The organism is Bradyrhizobium sp. Ghvi (assembly GCF_900115265.1).
GTDB lineage: Bacteria > Pseudomonadota > Alphaproteobacteria > Rhizobiales > Xanthobacteraceae > Bradyrhizobium.
Window position 1 is genome coordinate 334,076 of record NZ_FOVU01000003.1, and the last position, 17,181, is coordinate 351,256.

Consider the following 17,181-nt stretch of genomic DNA (forward strand, 5'->3'; position numbering starts at 1 on the left):
AACGAGGAGACACACGCGTTACAAGGACGAAGCGATGACGAGCAAGGCCGCCGCGAAGCTCAAATCAGACGGCTGGACCATCCTGGAGACCACGGGCTTCATGCACCTGGTCGGCCCGTTGTGGGAGCGCAAGATCGATGGCCATTACGAATTTGCTCTCGCCACTGAAGACAAGCACCACAACCGCCGCGGCATGGTCCAGGGCGGCGTGATGATGACCTTCGCGGACCGCACCTGCGGCATGACCGCTCGCTACGTCTCCGGCAAGGAGTACATGGCGACGGTGCAGCTCGACACCCATTTCGTCGAGGCCGGCCAGATCGGCGACATCCTGATCTCCCGCCCCCGCGTGGTGCGCTCGACCCGCAGCCTGATCTTCATGAGCACCGAGGTGACCGTGGACGATCGCTGCATCGTGATGGCCAACGGCGTGTTCAAGATCTTGAAGGGGCCGGGGTAGCTCCCGCATCTCGCCATGACGGAATGAGGCAGCTATGCTGCCGTCCAAACAAGCCGCAAGGAAACAGCCCATGCAATACCGCCAACTCGGCCGCAGCGGCCTGAAAGTGTCGCCGATTTGTCTGGGCACCATGATGTTCGGCGGACCGACGGATGAGGCGGCATCAAAGCGGATCATTGCGAAGGCATATGACGCCGGCATCAACTTCATCGACACTGCCGACGCCTATTCGAAGGGCGGCTCCGAAGAGGTCGTCGGCCGCGCCATTGCGAGCAATCGCCACGCCTGGGTGCTTGCGACCAAGCTCGCCAACCCGATGGGGAACGATCCCAATCGCGTGGGCCTATCGCGGCGCTGGGTGCTGCAGGCGGCCGAGGAGAGCTTGACGCGGCTCGGCACCGACCACATCGACATCTACTATCTGCACAAGGAAGACTACGCGACGCCGCTGGAGGAGACGGTGCGCGCGATGGGAGACCTGGTCCGATCAGGCAAGATTCGTTATTTCGGCGTCTCCAACTACCGCGCCTGGCGAGTCGCCGAGATCTGCAACATCTGCGACCGGCTCGGCATCGAGCGCCCCGTGGTGAGCCAGCCCTATTATAACGCGATGAACCGGATGCCCGAAGTCGAGCATTTTCCGGCCTGCACTTATTACGGCCTCGGCATCGTGCCCTATAGCCCGCTGGCGCGCGGCGTGCTCACCGGCAAGTACAAGCCCGATGCCGCTCCGGACAAGGACACGCGCGCGGGCCGTAACGACGCCCGCATGATGCAGACCGAATGGCGGCCGGAATCGCTCCGGCTGGCCCAGGAGATCAAGACTCACGCCGAGAAGAACGGCATCACCGCCGGCCAGTTCGCGGTGGCCTGGGTGCTGAACTCCGCCTTCGTCTCCTCGATCGTCGCAGGTCCCCGCACCGAGGAGCAGTGGGACGGCTATGTCAGCGCGCTCGACTACCGTTTCACCGCAGAAGACGAAGCGCTGATCGACCGGCTGGTCGTGCCGGGCCATCCGTCGACACCCGGCTACAACGACCCCGCCTATCCGATCGAGGGACGCCGCGCGCGGACGGCTTGAGGAGGCGACGATGGCGTTTGAAGACCGCTACGGGCTGCCGCTTTCCACGACGTCCGATCAAGCGGCGTCCGCCTATCGCGAAGGCGTCGACCTCATGCTTTCTGGGTGGACCGGCATGGCGGAGGCGCTGGAGCGCGCGATTGCGGCCGATCCGGATTTTGCGCTTGCCCATATCGCCCGCGCCCGCGTGCATGCGTTCTATCAGCAGGGCGACCTCGCGCGGAGCAAGGCAGCCTTGGCGCGCGAACTCGTCGCCATCAGCGGCACGGAGCGCGAGCGCTCCCATGTCGAGACGCTGGCGCTTGCGATCGAGGGCCGCGGGCCTGACGCGATCGCGGCAATGTTTGGGCATGTCGATGCGTGGCCGCGCGACGCCATGGTGCTGTCGCTGCCACTCGGAGCGTTCGGCCTGTTCGCGTTCTCCGGCATGGCCGATCATGACCGCGCGCGGCATGAGCTGTGCCAGCGCGTTGCGCATCACTATGGCGAGGATTGGTGGTTCCTCACGATGTCCGGCTGGGCGATGACCGAGAACGGCGATGTTGCCCACGGCCGCACTGTTACCGAGCGCGGGTTCGATCTGCGCCGGGCCAACGCCCACGCCGCACATGCCGTGCTGCATGCGATGTTCGAGGACGGCTCGATCGAGGCGGCGGACCGTCTCGTCGACGAATGGATTCCCACCTATGACCGCGCCGGCATCCTGCATGGCCATATCCGCTGGCACCAGGCACTCGGCGCGCTCGAACGCGGCGAGGGGACACGGGCACTGCAAATCTATGCCGACGTGCTGCAGCCCTCCACCACGCAGGCCCCGCCGCTCAACGTCATCACCGACAGTGCCTCGCTGCTCTGGCGCCTGTCGGCCTATGGCCATGCCGTGCCGAAGCCGCTCTGGGTCGAGGCCGACGACGCCGCGCAAAAGCTGTTCCCGAAATCGGGCCTGCCCTTCGCCGACGTCCATATGGCGCTGTTCGCGGCCGCGACGAAAAACAGCGAAGCGCTGGCCGCGCGCCTTGCCGTGATCGAGCGGCGGCTTGCTGACGGCAAGCTGCCGGCTGGCCCCGTGGTGCCGGCGATCTGCCGCGCGCTGGCCGCCTTCGCGGATGAGAACTACGCCGCGTGCGTGCGCGAGCTCGATCCTGTCCTCGCCGACGTCGTGCGCATCGGCGGCAGCCATGCCCAGCGCGAGATGATCGAAGACGCATTCCTTCTCGCCTTGATCCGCAGCGGCGAGCTGCCGCGCGCCCGCAAGCTCCTCGACACCCGCCTGCACCGCCGCCCTTCCCTGCGCGATACGCGCTGGCAGGCGGCAATGGCTTGAGGCAGGATGGAAAAAAACACACCGGAGGACGCCATGACCGAGATCGTTGCGCTGGAGGCGTTGGCTGCGCGCGTTGCCCCTGGCCAATCGCTGGCCGTTCCGGTCGATCGCTCCGGCGTCGCGATGGCCGCGACCGCCGCCATCGTAGAGGCCGGCATCGACAATCTTCACCTGATCTGCGTCCCCATCAGCGGCCTGCAGGCCGATCTCCTGATCGGCGCCGGCGCGGTCAAGACGCTGGAGACCAGCGCCATCTCGCTCGGCGAAGCCGGCGGCGCGCCGCGGTTCGGCGCTGCGGTGCGAGCGGGCTCCGTGACCTTGCGCGATGCCACCTGCCCCGCGATTCACGCCGGGCTGTTGGCGGCGCAGCACGGCGTGCCCTTCATGCCGATCGCCGGCATCATCGGCAGCGACCTGCTCGAGGTGCGCCCCGACTGGAAGGTGATCGACAGTCCGGTCGACGAGGCGCGCAAGGTCGTCGTGGTGCCGGCTATCACGCCCGATGTTGCGCTCTTCCACGCGCCGGAAGCCGATCGCGCGGGAAACGTGCGAATCGGCCGCTTCCGCGAGCTTGCCACCATGGCCTACGCCGCCAGGAAGACGCTGGTCACGGTCGAACGCATCGTCGACCGCAATCTGCTGGAGACCGAAGAGTCCGCCGCCGGCGTGCTGCCGTCGCTCTATGTCGATGCCATCGCCGTCGCTGAGCGCGGCGCCTGGCCGCTGGCGCTGTGGGACGAATATCCGGCCGACGAGGCCGAGATCGCGCGTTACGCTTCGATGGCGCGCAGCGAGGACGGCTTTCGCGCCTATCTCTCGACCTTCCTGACGCATCGCAAGCAGGTGGCCTGATGTCGTCCGATCACGAACGGCGCGAGATCCTGATCGCCACCATTGCCGATCTGCTCGACGGCATCCGTCACGTCTCGGTCGGCGCCTCGTCGCCGATCCCCGCGGCCGGCGCCATGCTGCTGCGCGCCCGCAACGAGCGTGACGGCAAGCCGCCGGTGCGCATCTCGATCCTGGGATCGCAGGCGCACAACTTCTTCACCAATGGCGGTATCGAGCTGTTCGACTGCGCCGCGCAGGGCCGCGTCGATGCGTTCTTCCTCGGCGGCGGCCAGATCGACGGCGAGGGCAACATCAACCTGGTCGGCACCGGCGACTATCCAAGAACCGACGTGCGCTGGCCCGGCTCGTTCGGTTCGGCCTACCTCTATCATCTCGTGCCGCGCGTCATCCTGTTTCGCGAGGAGCATTCGCCGCGCGTGTTCGTACCGAAGGTCGATTTCGTCAGCGCGCGGGCGATCACGCCGGAAGTCCCGCGCCGGGGCGGCCCCTATGCGCTCCTGACCAACATGGCGCTGTTCGACTTCGATCGCGACGCGGGTGGCTTTGCGTTGCGCTCGGTGCACCCGCCGTTCACGCCGGCCGACATCAGGGAGAACACCGGCTTCGCCTATGCCGAGCCGGACGTCGTACGGGAAACGCCACGGCCTGATGCCGCAACGCTGGCGCTGCTGCGGGGGCGGGTTTTCGACGAACTCGCAGAGACTTATCCGGCGTTTGCGCGGACGATGAAGCGGGCCGCGTGACGACGTCTGCCACGAAAAAAACATTGGCCTGGCGGCAAGTGACCCGGACGGATCGAGGCAATCGGGGGCGAATCGCCGATGGTGGCGCGGTGGTATTCCAAGCGGGTTTAGCCGGACAAACGGGATCGCAACCATCTTGCGATTCGATGGTTATTGGGCGGAACTTCTGCCCGTCCGCGATCCCCTGGCACATGAGCCTGACGATGCGCCTCCGCCGACCGGTCCTGGCTGCCATCCTCGTCTCTCTCGCAAGCCCTTGTTTTGCCGAGTCTTCCACCGCGATCCCGGTGAATAATCCGCCGGCCCGGCAGCATTCCTTCATCGATCTGCTGGCGCTGATGTCCGGCCATTGCAAGACGTTGAAGGTCGCCGGGCGCACCTTTGCATGCAAGACCGTGGCCTATGCCCACGGCGACAAGGGCCGCGTCAACTTCGCGGTCGCTGTCGACGACCCCAGCGACGAGCACCACGTGGTGTCGTTCTCCGGCGAAAACGGCAGGCGGGCCGATGACAATTCATACGAGTTGCCGATCGACCGCATGCTGCTCAACTCCAAGGACCGCCCCAAGGTCGACGGCCTTCCGGTGCCCGCGGAGCAGACCTCCACGGGCGTCTGCCGCCAGACCGGCAATTTCGCCGCCAAGAAGGTGAAGGACGTCACCTGCTCGGCGACCGACAACGAGGGGCGGACGTACGAACTGCTGTTCGTCTCCGACGGCACGCCGGTGAGCGTGCGCCGCATCCGGCAGTCGTCGCCGTCGATCCAGGATCCGTTCAAGTAGCAGGCCTCACGCGAACGCCTTCTCCAGCGTCGCGAAGATCACGGCGAGCGACTTGTCGTGGCGCGTCACGGCCGGCACCGGGCGATCGATCTTCATCAGCTGATAGACTGCCATCTGCGCCGCGCGCACCGAATATTCGACGGTGAAGACGACGTCGTCGGGGATCTCGACGAACTGACTGACGAAGGCGAGGTTCACCGAATTCGCCGGCACCGGCAACGGCCGGTCCGTGATGCTGCGCGGCATGAACATGCTGGTGATGTAGGGCATGCGGCAGGGGATGCAGATCGCATCGTCGAACACGGCGCGATCGAAATTCAGATGACCGCAGAGTTCCGTTAGGATGTCGGCGCCGCCGCAATCCGACATCGGCTTGGCGACGAAATTGCCGATGCGATCGGGATGCAGTGCATAGCCCCAGAACACCTGGACGTTGCTCGGCTGACCGGTGAAATGCGGCTGGTGATACAGCACGACCGACATCAGCCAGTTGGAATCCTTGAATGTCACGAGCCCGCCGGTCCCGGCCTTGTTGCCGGAGAACGCTTCCATCCGGTCGAAGAAGCGCGGATCGCGGCAGGTCACAGTGAAGGACAGCCAGTAGGATTCGGGAATCGAGCTGTTGAACACCGATGGATTGCCGAATTCGGGACGCCCCCTGGCGATCGTCTCCCAGAGCGCCCAGCCCTGGCTGTCCGCCTTGGTCAAGTAAGGCGCGGGCTCGGTCATCGAGCCGAGGCTCGAAGCATCCGTCATCGAGCCGTTCTGGAAGAACACGAGGTCGCCGTCCTCGAGCCGGACATTGGCCGTGCGGCCGTCGCGGTCGAGCACGAGCTGGCGCACGCGCAGCTTCTCGCCCTGCGGCTCGAAGGCCATGTCGGTGACGCGCGTCCCGCGCACGAACTGCACGCCCTGCCGCTTCAGCCAGTCCTCGAGCGGCCGCACGATCGCGTCATACTGATTGTAGACCGTGCGCTTGACGCCGCCGAGCGTCTCGATGCGCGGAAACTCGTTCATGAAGCGGTGCAGATAGCGCTTCAACTCGACCGCGCTGTGCCAGGGCTGGAAGGCAAAGGTGGTCTGCCACATGTACCAGAAGTTGGATTCGAAGAAACCTGGCGACAGCCAGTCGGTGATGCGACTATTCCCGAGCGTTTCCTCGGAGGCCTCGGTGAGCCGCAACAATTCGAGCCGATCGCGCGCCGAGAAGCCCATATGCGAGACGTCGATCTTGAAGCGGTTGCGATCGACCAGGCGTGCACGCGAATGCGCAGGGTTCTCCGTGTTGAACGCGACGGTTTCGTCGCGCACGCTGTGGCCCGGTCGTTCGAGCGAGGGAATGCCCGCCAACAGATCCCAGGTGCATTCGTAGTGGTCGGTGGTGAGCATGCGTCCACCGCGCAGCGAGTAGGCGCCGTTCGCAAGCTGCGCGCCGTCGAGGCTGCCGCCGACCAGCGGCTGCGCCTCGTAAATGATGATGTCGCGCCCCGAAAGCCCCGCATCACGAACGAGGAACGCCGCGCCTGCGAGCGATCCGATGCCGCCACCAATGAAATATGCCTTCATAACTCGCCTCGATTGCAGTCCAGTATTCGGCACGACATTGCATCTGCGCGCATGGGGCGAAGTTGCGTTGGATCAAGCAGAGTGATGCCGAGCATCACATCGAGTTGAGGCATCGAAATGACGTTGACTCAGGATATGCCGGACTCCCGCACCGGATCGCAAACTATGCCGACCGCTCCCCGGCAAGATTGATCCTGAGCAAAACGCCAGGCCGTGATCGAGCGACACGCAGGCTCGCTAGGCGACTGCCTGCCACTTGGATGCGGCGGACGGTGGCGAGACGATATCGGCGAGGGGCACAGGCTTGCGAAAGAAATAGCCCTGGCCGAGAGGAATGCCGAGCGCGGCTATTTCATCGACCTGCTGCTGGGTCTCGACTCCTTCTGCGACGATCGCGAGATTGAGCGTCCGCACGAGCTGAACGATCGATCCCAGCACAGCATGCGTCTCCGGTCGATCGATCCGATCCATGAATGCCTTGTCGATCTTGACCTTGTCGAACGGAAAATCGGTCAGGTACGACAGCGACGAATAGCCGACGCCGAAATCGTCGAGTGCTATCGACACGCCGAGGGCCTTCAGGCTCCGGAGCGTCTTCAGATTCTCGGCGCTGTCGGCCAGGAACACGCTCTCGGTGATTTCAAGCTCCAGCCGCCGTTCGGGAAGCCCGCTCTCGGCGAGCGCGAATTTCACGACGTCGACGAGGTTGCTCTTGGTGAACTGGACGGCCGACAGATTGACGGCGACCTTGACGTCGTCAGGCATTTTCATGGCGTCGCGGCACGCCTTCGCCAGCACCAGATTTCCGAGCTCGACGATCAACCCGGTCTCCTCGGCGATTGGAATGAATTCCGCCGGCGGGACGAAGCCCCGGGTCGCGTGGTGCCAGCGTGCGAGCGCTTCGACCGACACCGTTCGGCCCGTGCCGAACTCGACCACCGGTTGGTAGAAGACCTCGATCTCCTCTCGCCAGATCGCCTCGCGCAATTCAATCTCGAGGAGACTGCGTTGATCGGCTTCGATCTTCAGGTCCGGCGAATAGACGTTGAAACAATTGCGGCCCGTATTCTTCGACTTGTACAGCGCAAGATCGGCATTGCGGAGAATTTCGTCGATTCGCGTCCCATGCTCGGGCACCAAAGCGACGCCGATGCTGCACCCGATCACGACCGGATGGCCGTCAATCTCGTAAGGGGCGGCAAGCGCCTTGACGAGCCGGTCCGCGAGGATGGACGTGCCGTCCTTGAGCGAGCCCCGGCCCGGCATCACGATCAGCGCGAATTCGTCGCCTCCCATTCGCGCAGCGGTATCGACCTCGCGTATTTCAGCCTTGATCCGGCCGGCCACCTGTCTGAGCAGTGCGTCGCCGGACTGATGACCAAGAGCATCGTTGACCGACTTGAACTTGTCCAGGTCGCACAGAAGCACGGCAAAAGGCGTCTTCATCCGCCGGCGCCTGGCCAGCGCCTCGTCGATTCGTTCCTTGAACAGATTGCGGTTTGCCAGTCCCGTCAGGCTGTCATAGTGGGCGAGTTTCTCGATCCGGTCCTCGGACGCCTTGCGCTCCGTGATGTCCTGATGCATCGCAACCCAGCCGCCGTCCCGGCGCCGACCGTAAGAAATGTGGACGATCCGGCCGTTGGGGAATGTCAGCGTATTCGACTCGTTTTCCGACGCGGCAAGCCGGCGCTTCAGATCGCTTAGATATCCACCGAGATCCGACACGGCATCCTGATGGGCAAACACCTCGTGGAAGGTCATCCCGACGCGAATGTCATCGGGTGGAAGGCCGTACATGTCGAGCCACTGACGATTGAATGCGACCAGGCGATCATTGCCGTCGAACATGCTCAAGCCCTGCGGCAGGTTGCGCAAGGCATCCTCGAACTTGCCCAGCGAATCGCGCAATTCGAACTGGGCCCGATCGAGAGCCTGCTGCCTTCGCCAGTGCAGCCCCGTCGCAACGACGATTACCAGGCTCAGGACCAGCGCGCCGCCCAGATAGGTGTCCCTTCTGGACTCGTAGCGCGCGTATATTTCGTGCTCCGCGATACCGACAGTGAAGATCAGCGGGAAGAGCGAGGATCTGCGCACGGTGACCAATCTGTTGCTACGATCCGGGCGGCCGTCGCTCCAGTACTGACCATCGGCGTTCGGAAGCCGGCTTTGAATGTACCCGGCAGCGACTTGCCCGACGAATCCGTTCTGGTCCACGCCGCGCGCGGCAAGCACCACGTAGTTCGCGTTGCGGAGAATGAGAGTGCCTCCGGCGCCGAGCTTGGCGGTCTCGTAGAAATTTCCGACCATGTCGACGCTGATCGAGCCGACGACCACTCCCAGCGGAGCCTGATGCTGATCGAGCAGCTTGCGCGCGAGCTGGATGGTCCACTTGTTCGATGCCCGGCCGAAGACCGGCGTCGCGACGTAGAGCCTGTCGTCGGCCTGTCGGAGCGTGCTGATGAAGTGCTCGCGATCGCCGAGATAAAGCGGCGGACCGGAATAGCCCGAGGTAGTGGCAAGCATGTAACCATCGAGACCAATCAGCGAGAACTGGACGACATCGCCGCTCGCAAGATGCGCCCTTTCGCTCCAGGACTTCAGGTTGAAGCCGGCCGGATCCTGCGCATAAAGCGTCCGCACGATCGACAATGATTGATCGACCCGCTCGAAGATCCGCTCGGTGTTCTCCTGGAATAGTTTTGCAACGCTGTCGCCGTGCGACCGCGCCTGCTGCATCGCCTCCGTTCTTTCCGAGCTGGTGATCGCGAAATAACTGATCCACACCAGCGGCAGAAAGAACATCGCAAGCTGCAGCGGCACACTGCGTCCCACGCTCGCTCCAACGCGGCGCGCGGCATCGATCAGCCGCATCATGGGATGCCGACGATCTGAATCGTGACCGGACGAAACTTCACCACCGGCCGTTGATAGCGGCTCGAAACCCGGCATGAACTCATTGCCCGGTCGCCCGGACAGTCCTTTCTGCAACGAACGACCTGGGAAAGTCCCAGCGTTTCGTCGGAAGCCTAGGCTGGCCGCCTTAAACTTTTGTTCCATCGTCTTGCGGGAATCTGCATCGACGCAACCGTAGCATTACGGAGATCATTGCATGTTGCGGTGCAGATAGCTTCGGCCGGCGGGCCCGGGGGGTAGCGTTCGACCATGGTTGCATTATAATTCCACAATCGGGCGTTGCTTTGGAGCGACCATGACGCGTGACCGCCTTTTTCTGCTGCGCCCCGGTTTCGAGGACCCGGCCTATCCCGGCCGACGCTTCTATTGCTGGCACTGCGCGCTGATCGAGGGCGTGCTCGCCTCGTTTCCGGCGCTGGCCGAAAAGCTCGACGTCGAACGCATCGCCTGGCCGAAGCCGCGGCAGGCCGTGATCGCGCTCGTCGGCGAAGAGAACCAGTGGCTGCCGCTGCTGGTGCTCGCCGAAGGCGCGACATCGCGACACCAGACCGGCAGTCATCAGGGACGTGCGTTCATCGCCGACAAGGATGCTATCCTGGCGGCGCTGTCGGAGCGCCACGGCTTCCCCGATCCGCATCCGTGAGCCGTCCCGAAACGAGGGAAAATCGGCATTGCCTGGCCTCGCGATCGCCTCGCATAGTCGACCAAACTGCGGAATTCCTGGCCATGCCTCATCTCTTCCCCGCCCTCATCGTCGTCGATGTCCAGCGCGCGTTCGACGAATGGGAGGCGGCGGGCAAGCGCCGCAACAATCCGGATGCGGTGGCGCGCATCGTCGATCTGCTCGCGGCTTTCAGGGCGAGCGGCGCGCCGATCTTTCACATCCGTCACGAAGGCACCAAACCGAACTCGACGTTCCGTCCCGAATGCCCAGGCTACGCCGTGAAAGACGAGGCGCGCGAGCGGCCCGGCGAGCCTGTGATCGTGAAGCACGTCAACAGCGCCTTCATCGGCACCGACCTCGAGACGCGCCTGCGCGCAAGCGACATCGCCACGCTCGTGATCTGCGGCGCCACCACCAATCATTGCGTGGAGACGACGACGCGAATGGCCGGAAATCTCGGCTTCGACACGAGGCTCGTACGGGATGCGACCTGGACGTTCGACCGCACAGGCCCCGACGGCGACACGCATTCGGCCGAGGACATTCACGCGATGACGCTGTCAAATCTGAACGGAGAATTTGCCCGCATCGTGACCACGAGCGAAGTGATCGCCTCGCTGACCGCGATGCGACAATAAATCTCAGCGCGATTGCGCATCGATCGTCTGCGTCGTTTCGACGCCCGCTCTCGCCGGAACGCGAGGGATGCCCATCTGTTGTCACTCGCATCTCAACTGGAGTGATGACATGAAGTACCTCTTTGTCGCGATGGCTATTGGCGCCGCGGCGTTAGCTGGCGGATCCGCCGCCAACGCGGCCGGTGGAAAGGCTCAGCCAAACGCGCAAACCCGCCAATCGACCGACATCAGCGCGCAGCACCGGCGCCACCATTACGGGCACCGCCATCACCACTGGCGTCCACATCATTACGGCTATTATCGCCCGCACTATGGCGGCTATGGCTACTACCCGCGGCCCCAGGGTTATTACGGCGGCGGACCCTACGGCTATTACGGCGGCGGCGGTCCCGGCGTGACCTTCAGCTTCGGCGGCAGTCGCTGGTGAGACGAAAAGGCCCGCAGAGATGCGGGCCTTCTTTCCTATCCGCGCAGGATCAAGCGCGCCGTCTCCACTCCGCTCGCGAGCGCCGCCTCGACCGTTCCCATGTCGCGGCCGCGATAGAGCGCTTCACCTGAGAACAGCACCGGCCCGTCGGCGCGCGCCAGTCGCTCCTGTGCCGCGCGCGTCCGCGGCGTTGCCCAGGAATAGGCGCCCCGGGCGAAGGGATCGTGCGCCCAGTTGGTCGCTGCGGCTGCCCTGAGGTCGCGCGCAATCTCCTCGCGCGGAATGCTGAAGACCGCCGCGAGCGAAGAGATCCCGACGTCGACCAATCCTTGCGGATCGAGATGCGACAGCTCCGCCGTTCGCGGACCGCCGAACCATCCCGTCAGCACGGGATGCTGATCCGGATATCGCGTCCACCACACGGGGATCGTCTCGTCCGACAGCAGGAACAGCATGTCCGAAAACTCTTCGCGCCGCTCGCGCCACCATGGCCGCGAAAACCGCAGCAGGATCTTGATGACGCTGCCGAAGCCGATGTCGTCAGCGGCCGCAGCCTTCGCGCGCACGGCTGCGGGCAGCGCGATCTCGCGCAGCAAGGGCAGCGGCACGGTGAGGATGGCGCGATCGCATATCTGCACCGCGCCGTCGGCACAGCGGACACCAAGCTTTTCCCCATTCTCCTCGACCGCCGTGACCATGGCACCGAGGTGAATTGCAGCACCGCACTTGCGGCACTCGGCGGCCAGAAAATGGATCAAGCCGCCATAGCCGCCGTCGATGCGCGCCTGTGCCTGATGTCCGTCGTTCATCCATTCGTCGCGCAATGCCAGCGTCGAGGCGCGCTCGGGATCGGCCGCGTCATAGCCCTCGACCATGCGCTCGACGGCATGCCGCAGGCGCGTATGGTCCGGACCGGAAAAATGCTCGCGCAAGAAGTCAGCGACGGTGAGATCGTGCGTCAGATCCTTCACGGCGGCACGAAGCGCGGCGTCGTGGGGATCGCGCGGATTCTCCCGCGAGAATGTCGTGCCGTCGAAGCTCCATTGCGCGCCGCCGATCCTCCGCACCGTCAACCCGGCTTCGCGCGCGAGGGCGCGCGTGACCGGCGCCTCGCCATGGACGAACTCGGCACCGGCATCGGCAGGATAGCCGAACTCCGATGCCGGCAGCGGATGGATGCGCCCGCCACAGCGGTCGCGGGCCTCCAGGAGGGTCACGCGCTTGCCCGCGCGCGCAAGCTCGCGTGCCGCCATCAGTCCGGCGGCCCCTGCGCCGACGATGACGATATGCTCTGGCGTGTCCGACATGAAGCTCGCTATCGGCGCGGGGCGTCGTTCTGGATGAGATAGCGCAGCAGCAGCACGCCGCCGCCGAGATCCCGCGTACTCTCCAGCGTCATCGCGGCGAGTGGCGCACGCTTGTCGCTATCCGCCTCGGTCGAATCGAACACGAAGGGCGCGCCCCTGGCGCCGTCGATCGCGGGGCTGAGGATCAGGTTGAATTCGTCGATCAGGCCGGCGCGCAGGAACGCACCATTGGCGACGCCGCCGCCCTCCACCAGCAGGCGCTTCACGCCAAGCTCGCGGTTGAGAATATCCAGCGTCAGCACCAGGTCGATCTCGGACCCGCCTGCGAAAATATAGGACACACCCTCGCCGCGCAGACCGGCCAGATGCGAATCCGGTACGTTCTCGGTCAGCACCACGACGATTGGATCGCCGCCGATATCGGAGCGGCCCCAGCCGATTTTGCCGTGCGCATCGAGCACCACGCCATAGGCCTTCGCATCACGCCGCGCGAACCAGTTTTCGCGGGGAAATTTTTGGTTTGGCGTCTCGGGATAAGGCTTGCCCTTGGCGAATTCGGAGCCGGTGACGCGGCCAATCACCCAGGCATCGCCGCCGAGTTCGTCATGGATCTTCTCGAACCAGTCGGTGCCGGCGCCCCTTGGGCGCCAGCGGCTGGGATGGGTGCGGCCGTCGAGGCTCGCGTGCATCAGGCAGATGACATGGGGCTTCATGACAATTCTCCGCGCCGCCTTCTCAGGCGGACCTATTACCCTTGGCGCGATCGTTCACGATCACGGCGAGGGGATTGAGCTTGGGCGGCGCAACAAGCAGAAGCGTGTTGCTGTCCTGATGATTGAACGGGGCACCGCGGACGAACAACTCGGTCTGGATCAGATAGCTCCAGCTGCCGTCGTCGTTGAACGTGATGTCGCAGCGATAGCTGTCGGTGCGAAACGCTTGTTCCAGGAAATCGGTCGAACAGATGCCGTAAGCGGTCTCGCCGCGCTTCGCCGTGACGGAGATTTTCTTGTCCTCCGGCCCGGCCTTGCCGGAAGCCAGCAGCACCTGCCCGCGCGGGATCGCCAGCGTCTGCATGACCAGCCCGGTCGCGGGCTCCCACAGCCAATAGCCGACCTGGTCATGGAAAGTGATGTCTTCTTCGGGCGTGTTGATGTGAATGTGATAGCGCAAGCCATAGAGCAGTTGCGGCCCGTTGGCCTGCGGATCGATCGGGTCCATCCGGATGTGCTCGATGAAAGTCCGCCGCTCCGGCCCGTCCGCCTTCGGATTGATGTCGATGCCCTTGTCTGCCTGCCAGGTGCCGGCGAGCCGTCGAAGCGGCCCGAGATTGGCAAGACTGTCGGGAGAAACGTCTTCGGGCTCGGTGAAGATGTCGGCGGGAAGGGGAAGCATGCAGACCTCGCATCGTTGCGAGGCAGCAATAGCACAAGGGCTGCGCGAAACCGGCACGATGGAACCGAAGGGCTGCCCCGCGCGCTGTGCGAGCCTGATGATGAGTCCTCAAATCCGGGCGAGAGTGGGCGGAATCAGCTCGCCATCATCCGGCGCTTTGATCAGAGCAGCGGCGCGCCCTGCCGCAGGTTCATGTGCCTGTTGACGTCCTTGTAGAGAAGGTAACGGAACCGGCCGGGACCGCCTGCGTAGCAGGCCTGCGGGCAGAACGCGCGCAGCCACATATAGTCCCCGGCCTCCACCTCCACCCAGTCGCGATTGAGCCGGTAGACCGCCTTGCCCTCGAGCACATACAGGCCGTGCTCCATCACGTGGGTCTCCATGAACGGAATCGTCGCCCCCGGCTCGAACGTCACGATCGTAACGTGCATGTCGTGCCTGAGGTCGGCGGGATCGACGAAGCGCGTGGTGGCCCAACGCCCCTCCGTATCAGGCATTGGCGTCGGCGCGATCGACTGTTCGTTGGTCACGATCGGCTCGGGATCAGCCACACCCGGCACGCGCTGATAGAGCTTGCGGATCCAGTGCAGCTGGGCTGGCCCCGGGCCGCGATTACGCAAACTCCACGCGCAACCCGGCGGAACATAGGCGAAGCCGCCGGCCTTCAGCTCGCTTTCCCTGCCTGCCAGCTTGAGGACGACCTGCCCGCCCACGACGAACAGCGCACCCTCGGCGTCCTTCTCGGGCTCGGGGATGTCGCTGCCGCCAGCCGGCGCGATCTCCATCAGGTAATGAGAGAACGTCTCGGCGAAGCCGGAGAGCGGTCGCGCGAGAACCCAGACACGCGTGTTATCCCAGTGCGGCAGGTAACTGACGACGATATCGCGCTGCACGCTGCTCGGAATCACGGCGTAAGCGGTCGTGAAGACCGCGCGGCCGCCCAGAAGATCCGTCTGCGGCGGCAGACCGCCCTGCGGGACGTGATAGGTTCGCGATGACATCGTTTAGGCCTCGTGGTGATCCGGCTTCAGATCGAGCTGCATGGGCTCGTCCAGCCAATATTCTTCCAGATTATCACCCCCGCCCTTTCGGTCGACCACGAGAAAGGGGCTTGCGTCCTTCAGCACCAGGAGCGGGTGGTGCCAGCAGTTCCTCGCATAGTTCACCCCCTGGCGTCCCGTCGCAGCGAAAGCCCGATAGCTCGCAGCATCGCGCGGGTCCGTGCAAACGACGACCAGCCAGTCCACGCCGCCGAGCGGCATGAACAGCTGGCTTCCCAGCGGATGGCGCTCCATCAGGCGAATTGCAATCGGCAACGGACGCAGCGAGGCGACAAACCAGCTGATATTCGTCTGTCCGCCTTCCGCGCTGACATCGATGCCGGCGAGGTCGTTGAAACGACTGGCATAGCCCTGGTTGATCGACAGGGGTGTCACCCCATCAGTTTCGATGACTTCGCCGAACGGCGCGAACGCCTGCTTCGTCAGGGGTTCGATCGAAACTGTCGCCATCGTCAACCTCAACTGTCTCCGCCCCTCACACCCCCGCGGCAGGCGCGGCCGCGGCATCAGGCTCGGCCTGCAGGGTCTCGCCCGAAGCAACCATCTCACCGTTCAGGATACGATGGGCCTTGGCGCGATCAAGATCGCCTTCCCACGAGGCGACAACGACCGTCGCAACGCAGTTTCCGACATAATTGCCGAGTGCGCGAGCGATACCAATGAACCAGTCCACCGACAAGATCAGCACGAGGCCAATCGCCGGGATGGCCGGGATCGCCGACAGCGTCGCCGCGAGCACGACGATGGCCGAGCCCGGAACGCCGTGCGCCCCCTTGGAGGTGAGCAAGGCGACGCCGAGAATCGCCAGCAGGTCCCCCATGGCAAGCGGCGTATTGGTCGCCTGCGCGATGAAGACAGCAGCCAGGGTCAGGTAGATCGAGAAAGCGTCCAGGTTGAACGAGTACCCGGTCGGGATGACGAGACCGACGGTCGATCGCTTGATCCCGAGCAGTTCGAGTTTGCGCATGGTCTGCGGCAGCACGCTGTCGCCCGCGGCCGTGCCGAGCACGATCATCAGCTCTTCGCGCAAGTATGCGAGCAGCTTGAACAGGCTGAAGCCCGACAGCCGCATGATGGCGCCGAGAACGACCACCACGAACAGGACCACCGCCAGATAGAACAGGCCGACGAGGCCGCCGAGCTGCTTGAGCGAACCGATGCCGTACTTGCCGACGGTGAAGGCGATCGCACCGAACACGCCGATCGGGGCGAGTCGGACGACGAAGTTCATCATCTTGAAGATGATCTCGTTCACTCGCTCGATGAAATCGACCACCGGCCTGGCGCGCTCGCCGCACAGCGAGACCGCACAGCCGAACATGATCGAGACGATCAGGACCTGCAGGACATCGCCGGAGCTGAAAGCGCCGACGATCGTTCCGGGGATCAGCTTCATCAGGAACTCGGAGACGCCGCCGCCGGCGACCTGAGCCGCGGTCTGGCTGAAGCCGCTGAGCGCCTTCGCATCCAGCGTCGCGGGATCGATGTTCATGCCGGCGCCCGGCTGGAAATAATAGGCCAGCGCAATTCCGAACATCAGGGCGATGGTGGTGACGATCTCGAAATAGAGCAGCGAGCGGATACCGACCCTGCCGACCTTCGAAAGGTCCCCGGCTGCCGAAATTCCCTGCACCACGACGCAGAACACGATGACGGGCACCAGCATCTTGATCAGCTTGATGAAACCGTCACCCAGCGGCTTCAGCTGCACCGCCGTATGGGGATAAGCCATCCCGAGGACGATGCCGAGCGCGAGTGCGACGACGACCTGGAAGAAGAGTGACTTGAAGATCCTGGGCATGGTTTTCCTCGCTCGCGTGGCTGGTGTCGGTCTGGCTTGGTCGGCGGCTCTAAGCCTTTCGCCATGTTGTCGTTGGCGGCGGCAATGAGGCCACTGCAGAGAGAGCCAGCCGCCGCCTGCAGCGGCAGACCATAGCTCCATCGGTCATTCGTTGACCAGTTGCGACA

At 64.3% G+C, this 17,181-nt stretch carries 17 protein-coding genes; 9 read left to right on the plus strand and 8 right to left on the minus strand.

Annotation, left to right across the window (positions count from 1 at the left end; genetic code table 11):
- The first annotated feature begins 34 nt into the window (after nt 1-34).
- The 6 genes from BM374_RS12755 (at nt 35) to BM374_RS12780 (ending at nt 5,242) form a co-directional block, all read left to right on the plus strand.
- Nucleotides 35-460, plus strand: coding sequence for a PaaI family thioesterase (locus BM374_RS12755; RefSeq protein ID WP_092293419.1), 426 nt, complete (start codon nt 35-37; stop codon nt 458-460).
- A 70-nt stretch (nt 461-530) separates the two neighbouring features.
- Nucleotides 531-1,541 carry an aldo/keto reductase gene (locus tag BM374_RS12760; protein WP_092293421.1) on the plus strand — a complete coding sequence of 337 codons (1,011 nt, stop codon included), beginning with the start codon at nt 531-533 and terminating at the stop codon, nt 1,539-1,541.
- A gap of 10 nt (nt 1,542-1,551) precedes the next feature.
- On the plus strand, nt 1,552-2,865 hold the full coding sequence (locus tag BM374_RS12765) for a tetratricopeptide repeat protein (protein WP_092292530.1): 1,314 nt from the start codon (nt 1,552-1,554) through the stop codon (nt 2,863-2,865).
- Nucleotides 2,866-2,898: 33 nt separating this feature from the next.
- Nucleotides 2,899-3,717, plus strand: a complete 819-nt coding sequence (locus tag BM374_RS12770) for a CoA transferase subunit A (RefSeq protein WP_092293423.1) — start codon at nt 2,899-2,901, stop codon at nt 3,715-3,717.
- The gene (locus BM374_RS12775) at nt 3,717-4,460 is read left to right on the plus strand and encodes a CoA-transferase (RefSeq protein ID WP_092292532.1); all 744 of its coding nucleotides are present in this window, start codon (nt 3,717-3,719) and stop codon (nt 4,458-4,460) included. The genes BM374_RS12770 and BM374_RS12775 overlap by 1 nt, the downstream gene beginning before the upstream one ends.
- A 203-nt stretch (nt 4,461-4,663) precedes the next feature.
- The gene (locus tag BM374_RS12780) at nt 4,664-5,242 is read left to right on the plus strand and encodes a hypothetical protein (protein ID WP_092293425.1); all 579 of its coding nucleotides are present in this window, start codon (nt 4,664-4,666) and stop codon (nt 5,240-5,242) included.
- Between the two features lie 6 nt (nt 5,243-5,248).
- Here the strand turns inward: BM374_RS12780 and BM374_RS12785 are convergent, their stop codons facing one another.
- Together BM374_RS12785 and BM374_RS12790 are read right to left on the minus strand one after the other, a co-directional pair.
- Entirely contained in the window at nt 5,249-6,808 is a 1,560-nt protein-coding gene (locus tag BM374_RS12785; protein WP_092292534.1) for an oleate hydratase, read from the minus strand.
- 237 nt (nt 6,809-7,045) lie between these two features.
- Nucleotides 7,046-9,640: a bifunctional diguanylate cyclase/phosphodiesterase gene (locus BM374_RS12790; RefSeq protein WP_177248259.1), complete on the minus strand. Its 2,595-nt coding sequence runs from the start codon at nt 9,638-9,640 to the stop codon at nt 7,046-7,048.
- 376 nt (nt 9,641-10,016) lie between these two features.
- Here BM374_RS12790 and BM374_RS12795 point away from each other — a divergent pair, with 376 nt between their 5' ends.
- The 3 genes from BM374_RS12795 to BM374_RS12805 all read left to right on the plus strand — a co-directional run bounded on the left by BM374_RS12795 (nt 10,017) and on the right by BM374_RS12805 (nt 11,450).
- Nucleotides 10,017-10,364, plus strand: a complete 348-nt coding sequence (locus BM374_RS12795; protein WP_092292538.1) for a DUF3088 domain-containing protein — start codon at nt 10,017-10,019, stop codon at nt 10,362-10,364.
- Between the two features lie 83 nt (nt 10,365-10,447).
- Nucleotides 10,448-11,023 carry a cysteine hydrolase family protein gene (locus tag BM374_RS12800; protein ID WP_092292540.1) on the plus strand — a complete coding sequence of 192 codons (576 nt, stop codon included), beginning with the start codon at nt 10,448-10,450 and terminating at the stop codon, nt 11,021-11,023.
- 109 nt (nt 11,024-11,132) lie between these two features.
- Nucleotides 11,133-11,450, plus strand: a complete 318-nt coding sequence (locus BM374_RS12805; protein ID WP_177248260.1) for a hypothetical protein — start codon at nt 11,133-11,135, stop codon at nt 11,448-11,450.
- A 35-nt stretch (nt 11,451-11,485) separates the two neighbouring features.
- On the opposite strand, the gene BM374_RS12810 is transcribed toward BM374_RS12805, so the two are convergent.
- The 6 genes from BM374_RS12810 to dctA form a co-directional block, all read right to left on the minus strand.
- On the minus strand, nt 11,486-12,757 hold the full coding sequence (locus tag BM374_RS12810) for a flavin monoamine oxidase family protein (RefSeq protein WP_092292542.1): 1,272 nt from the start codon (nt 12,755-12,757) through the stop codon (nt 11,486-11,488).
- Nucleotides 12,758-12,765: 8 nt separating this feature from the next.
- Complete coding sequence (locus tag BM374_RS12815; RefSeq protein ID WP_092292544.1) at nt 12,766-13,470, minus strand: RibD family protein; 705 nt, start codon at nt 13,468-13,470, stop codon at nt 12,766-12,768.
- Nucleotides 13,471-13,492: 22 nt separating this feature from the next.
- Nucleotides 13,493-14,152: an FABP family protein gene (locus BM374_RS12820; RefSeq protein ID WP_092292546.1), complete on the minus strand. Its 660-nt coding sequence runs from the start codon at nt 14,150-14,152 to the stop codon at nt 13,493-13,495.
- Nucleotides 14,153-14,313: 161 nt separating this feature from the next.
- Nucleotides 14,314-15,153, minus strand: a complete 840-nt coding sequence (locus BM374_RS12825; protein ID WP_092292548.1) for a bifunctional allantoicase/(S)-ureidoglycine aminohydrolase — start codon at nt 15,151-15,153, stop codon at nt 14,314-14,316.
- A 3-nt stretch (nt 15,154-15,156) separates the two neighbouring features.
- Entirely contained in the window at nt 15,157-15,663 is a 507-nt protein-coding gene (locus BM374_RS12830) for an ureidoglycolate lyase (protein WP_092292550.1), read from the minus strand.
- Between the two features lie 25 nt (nt 15,664-15,688).
- Nucleotides 15,689-17,014: a C4-dicarboxylate transporter DctA gene (gene dctA, locus BM374_RS12835; RefSeq protein ID WP_092292552.1), complete on the minus strand. Its 1,326-nt coding sequence runs from the start codon at nt 17,012-17,014 to the stop codon at nt 15,689-15,691.
- Nucleotides 17,015-17,181 lie beyond the last annotated feature (167 nt).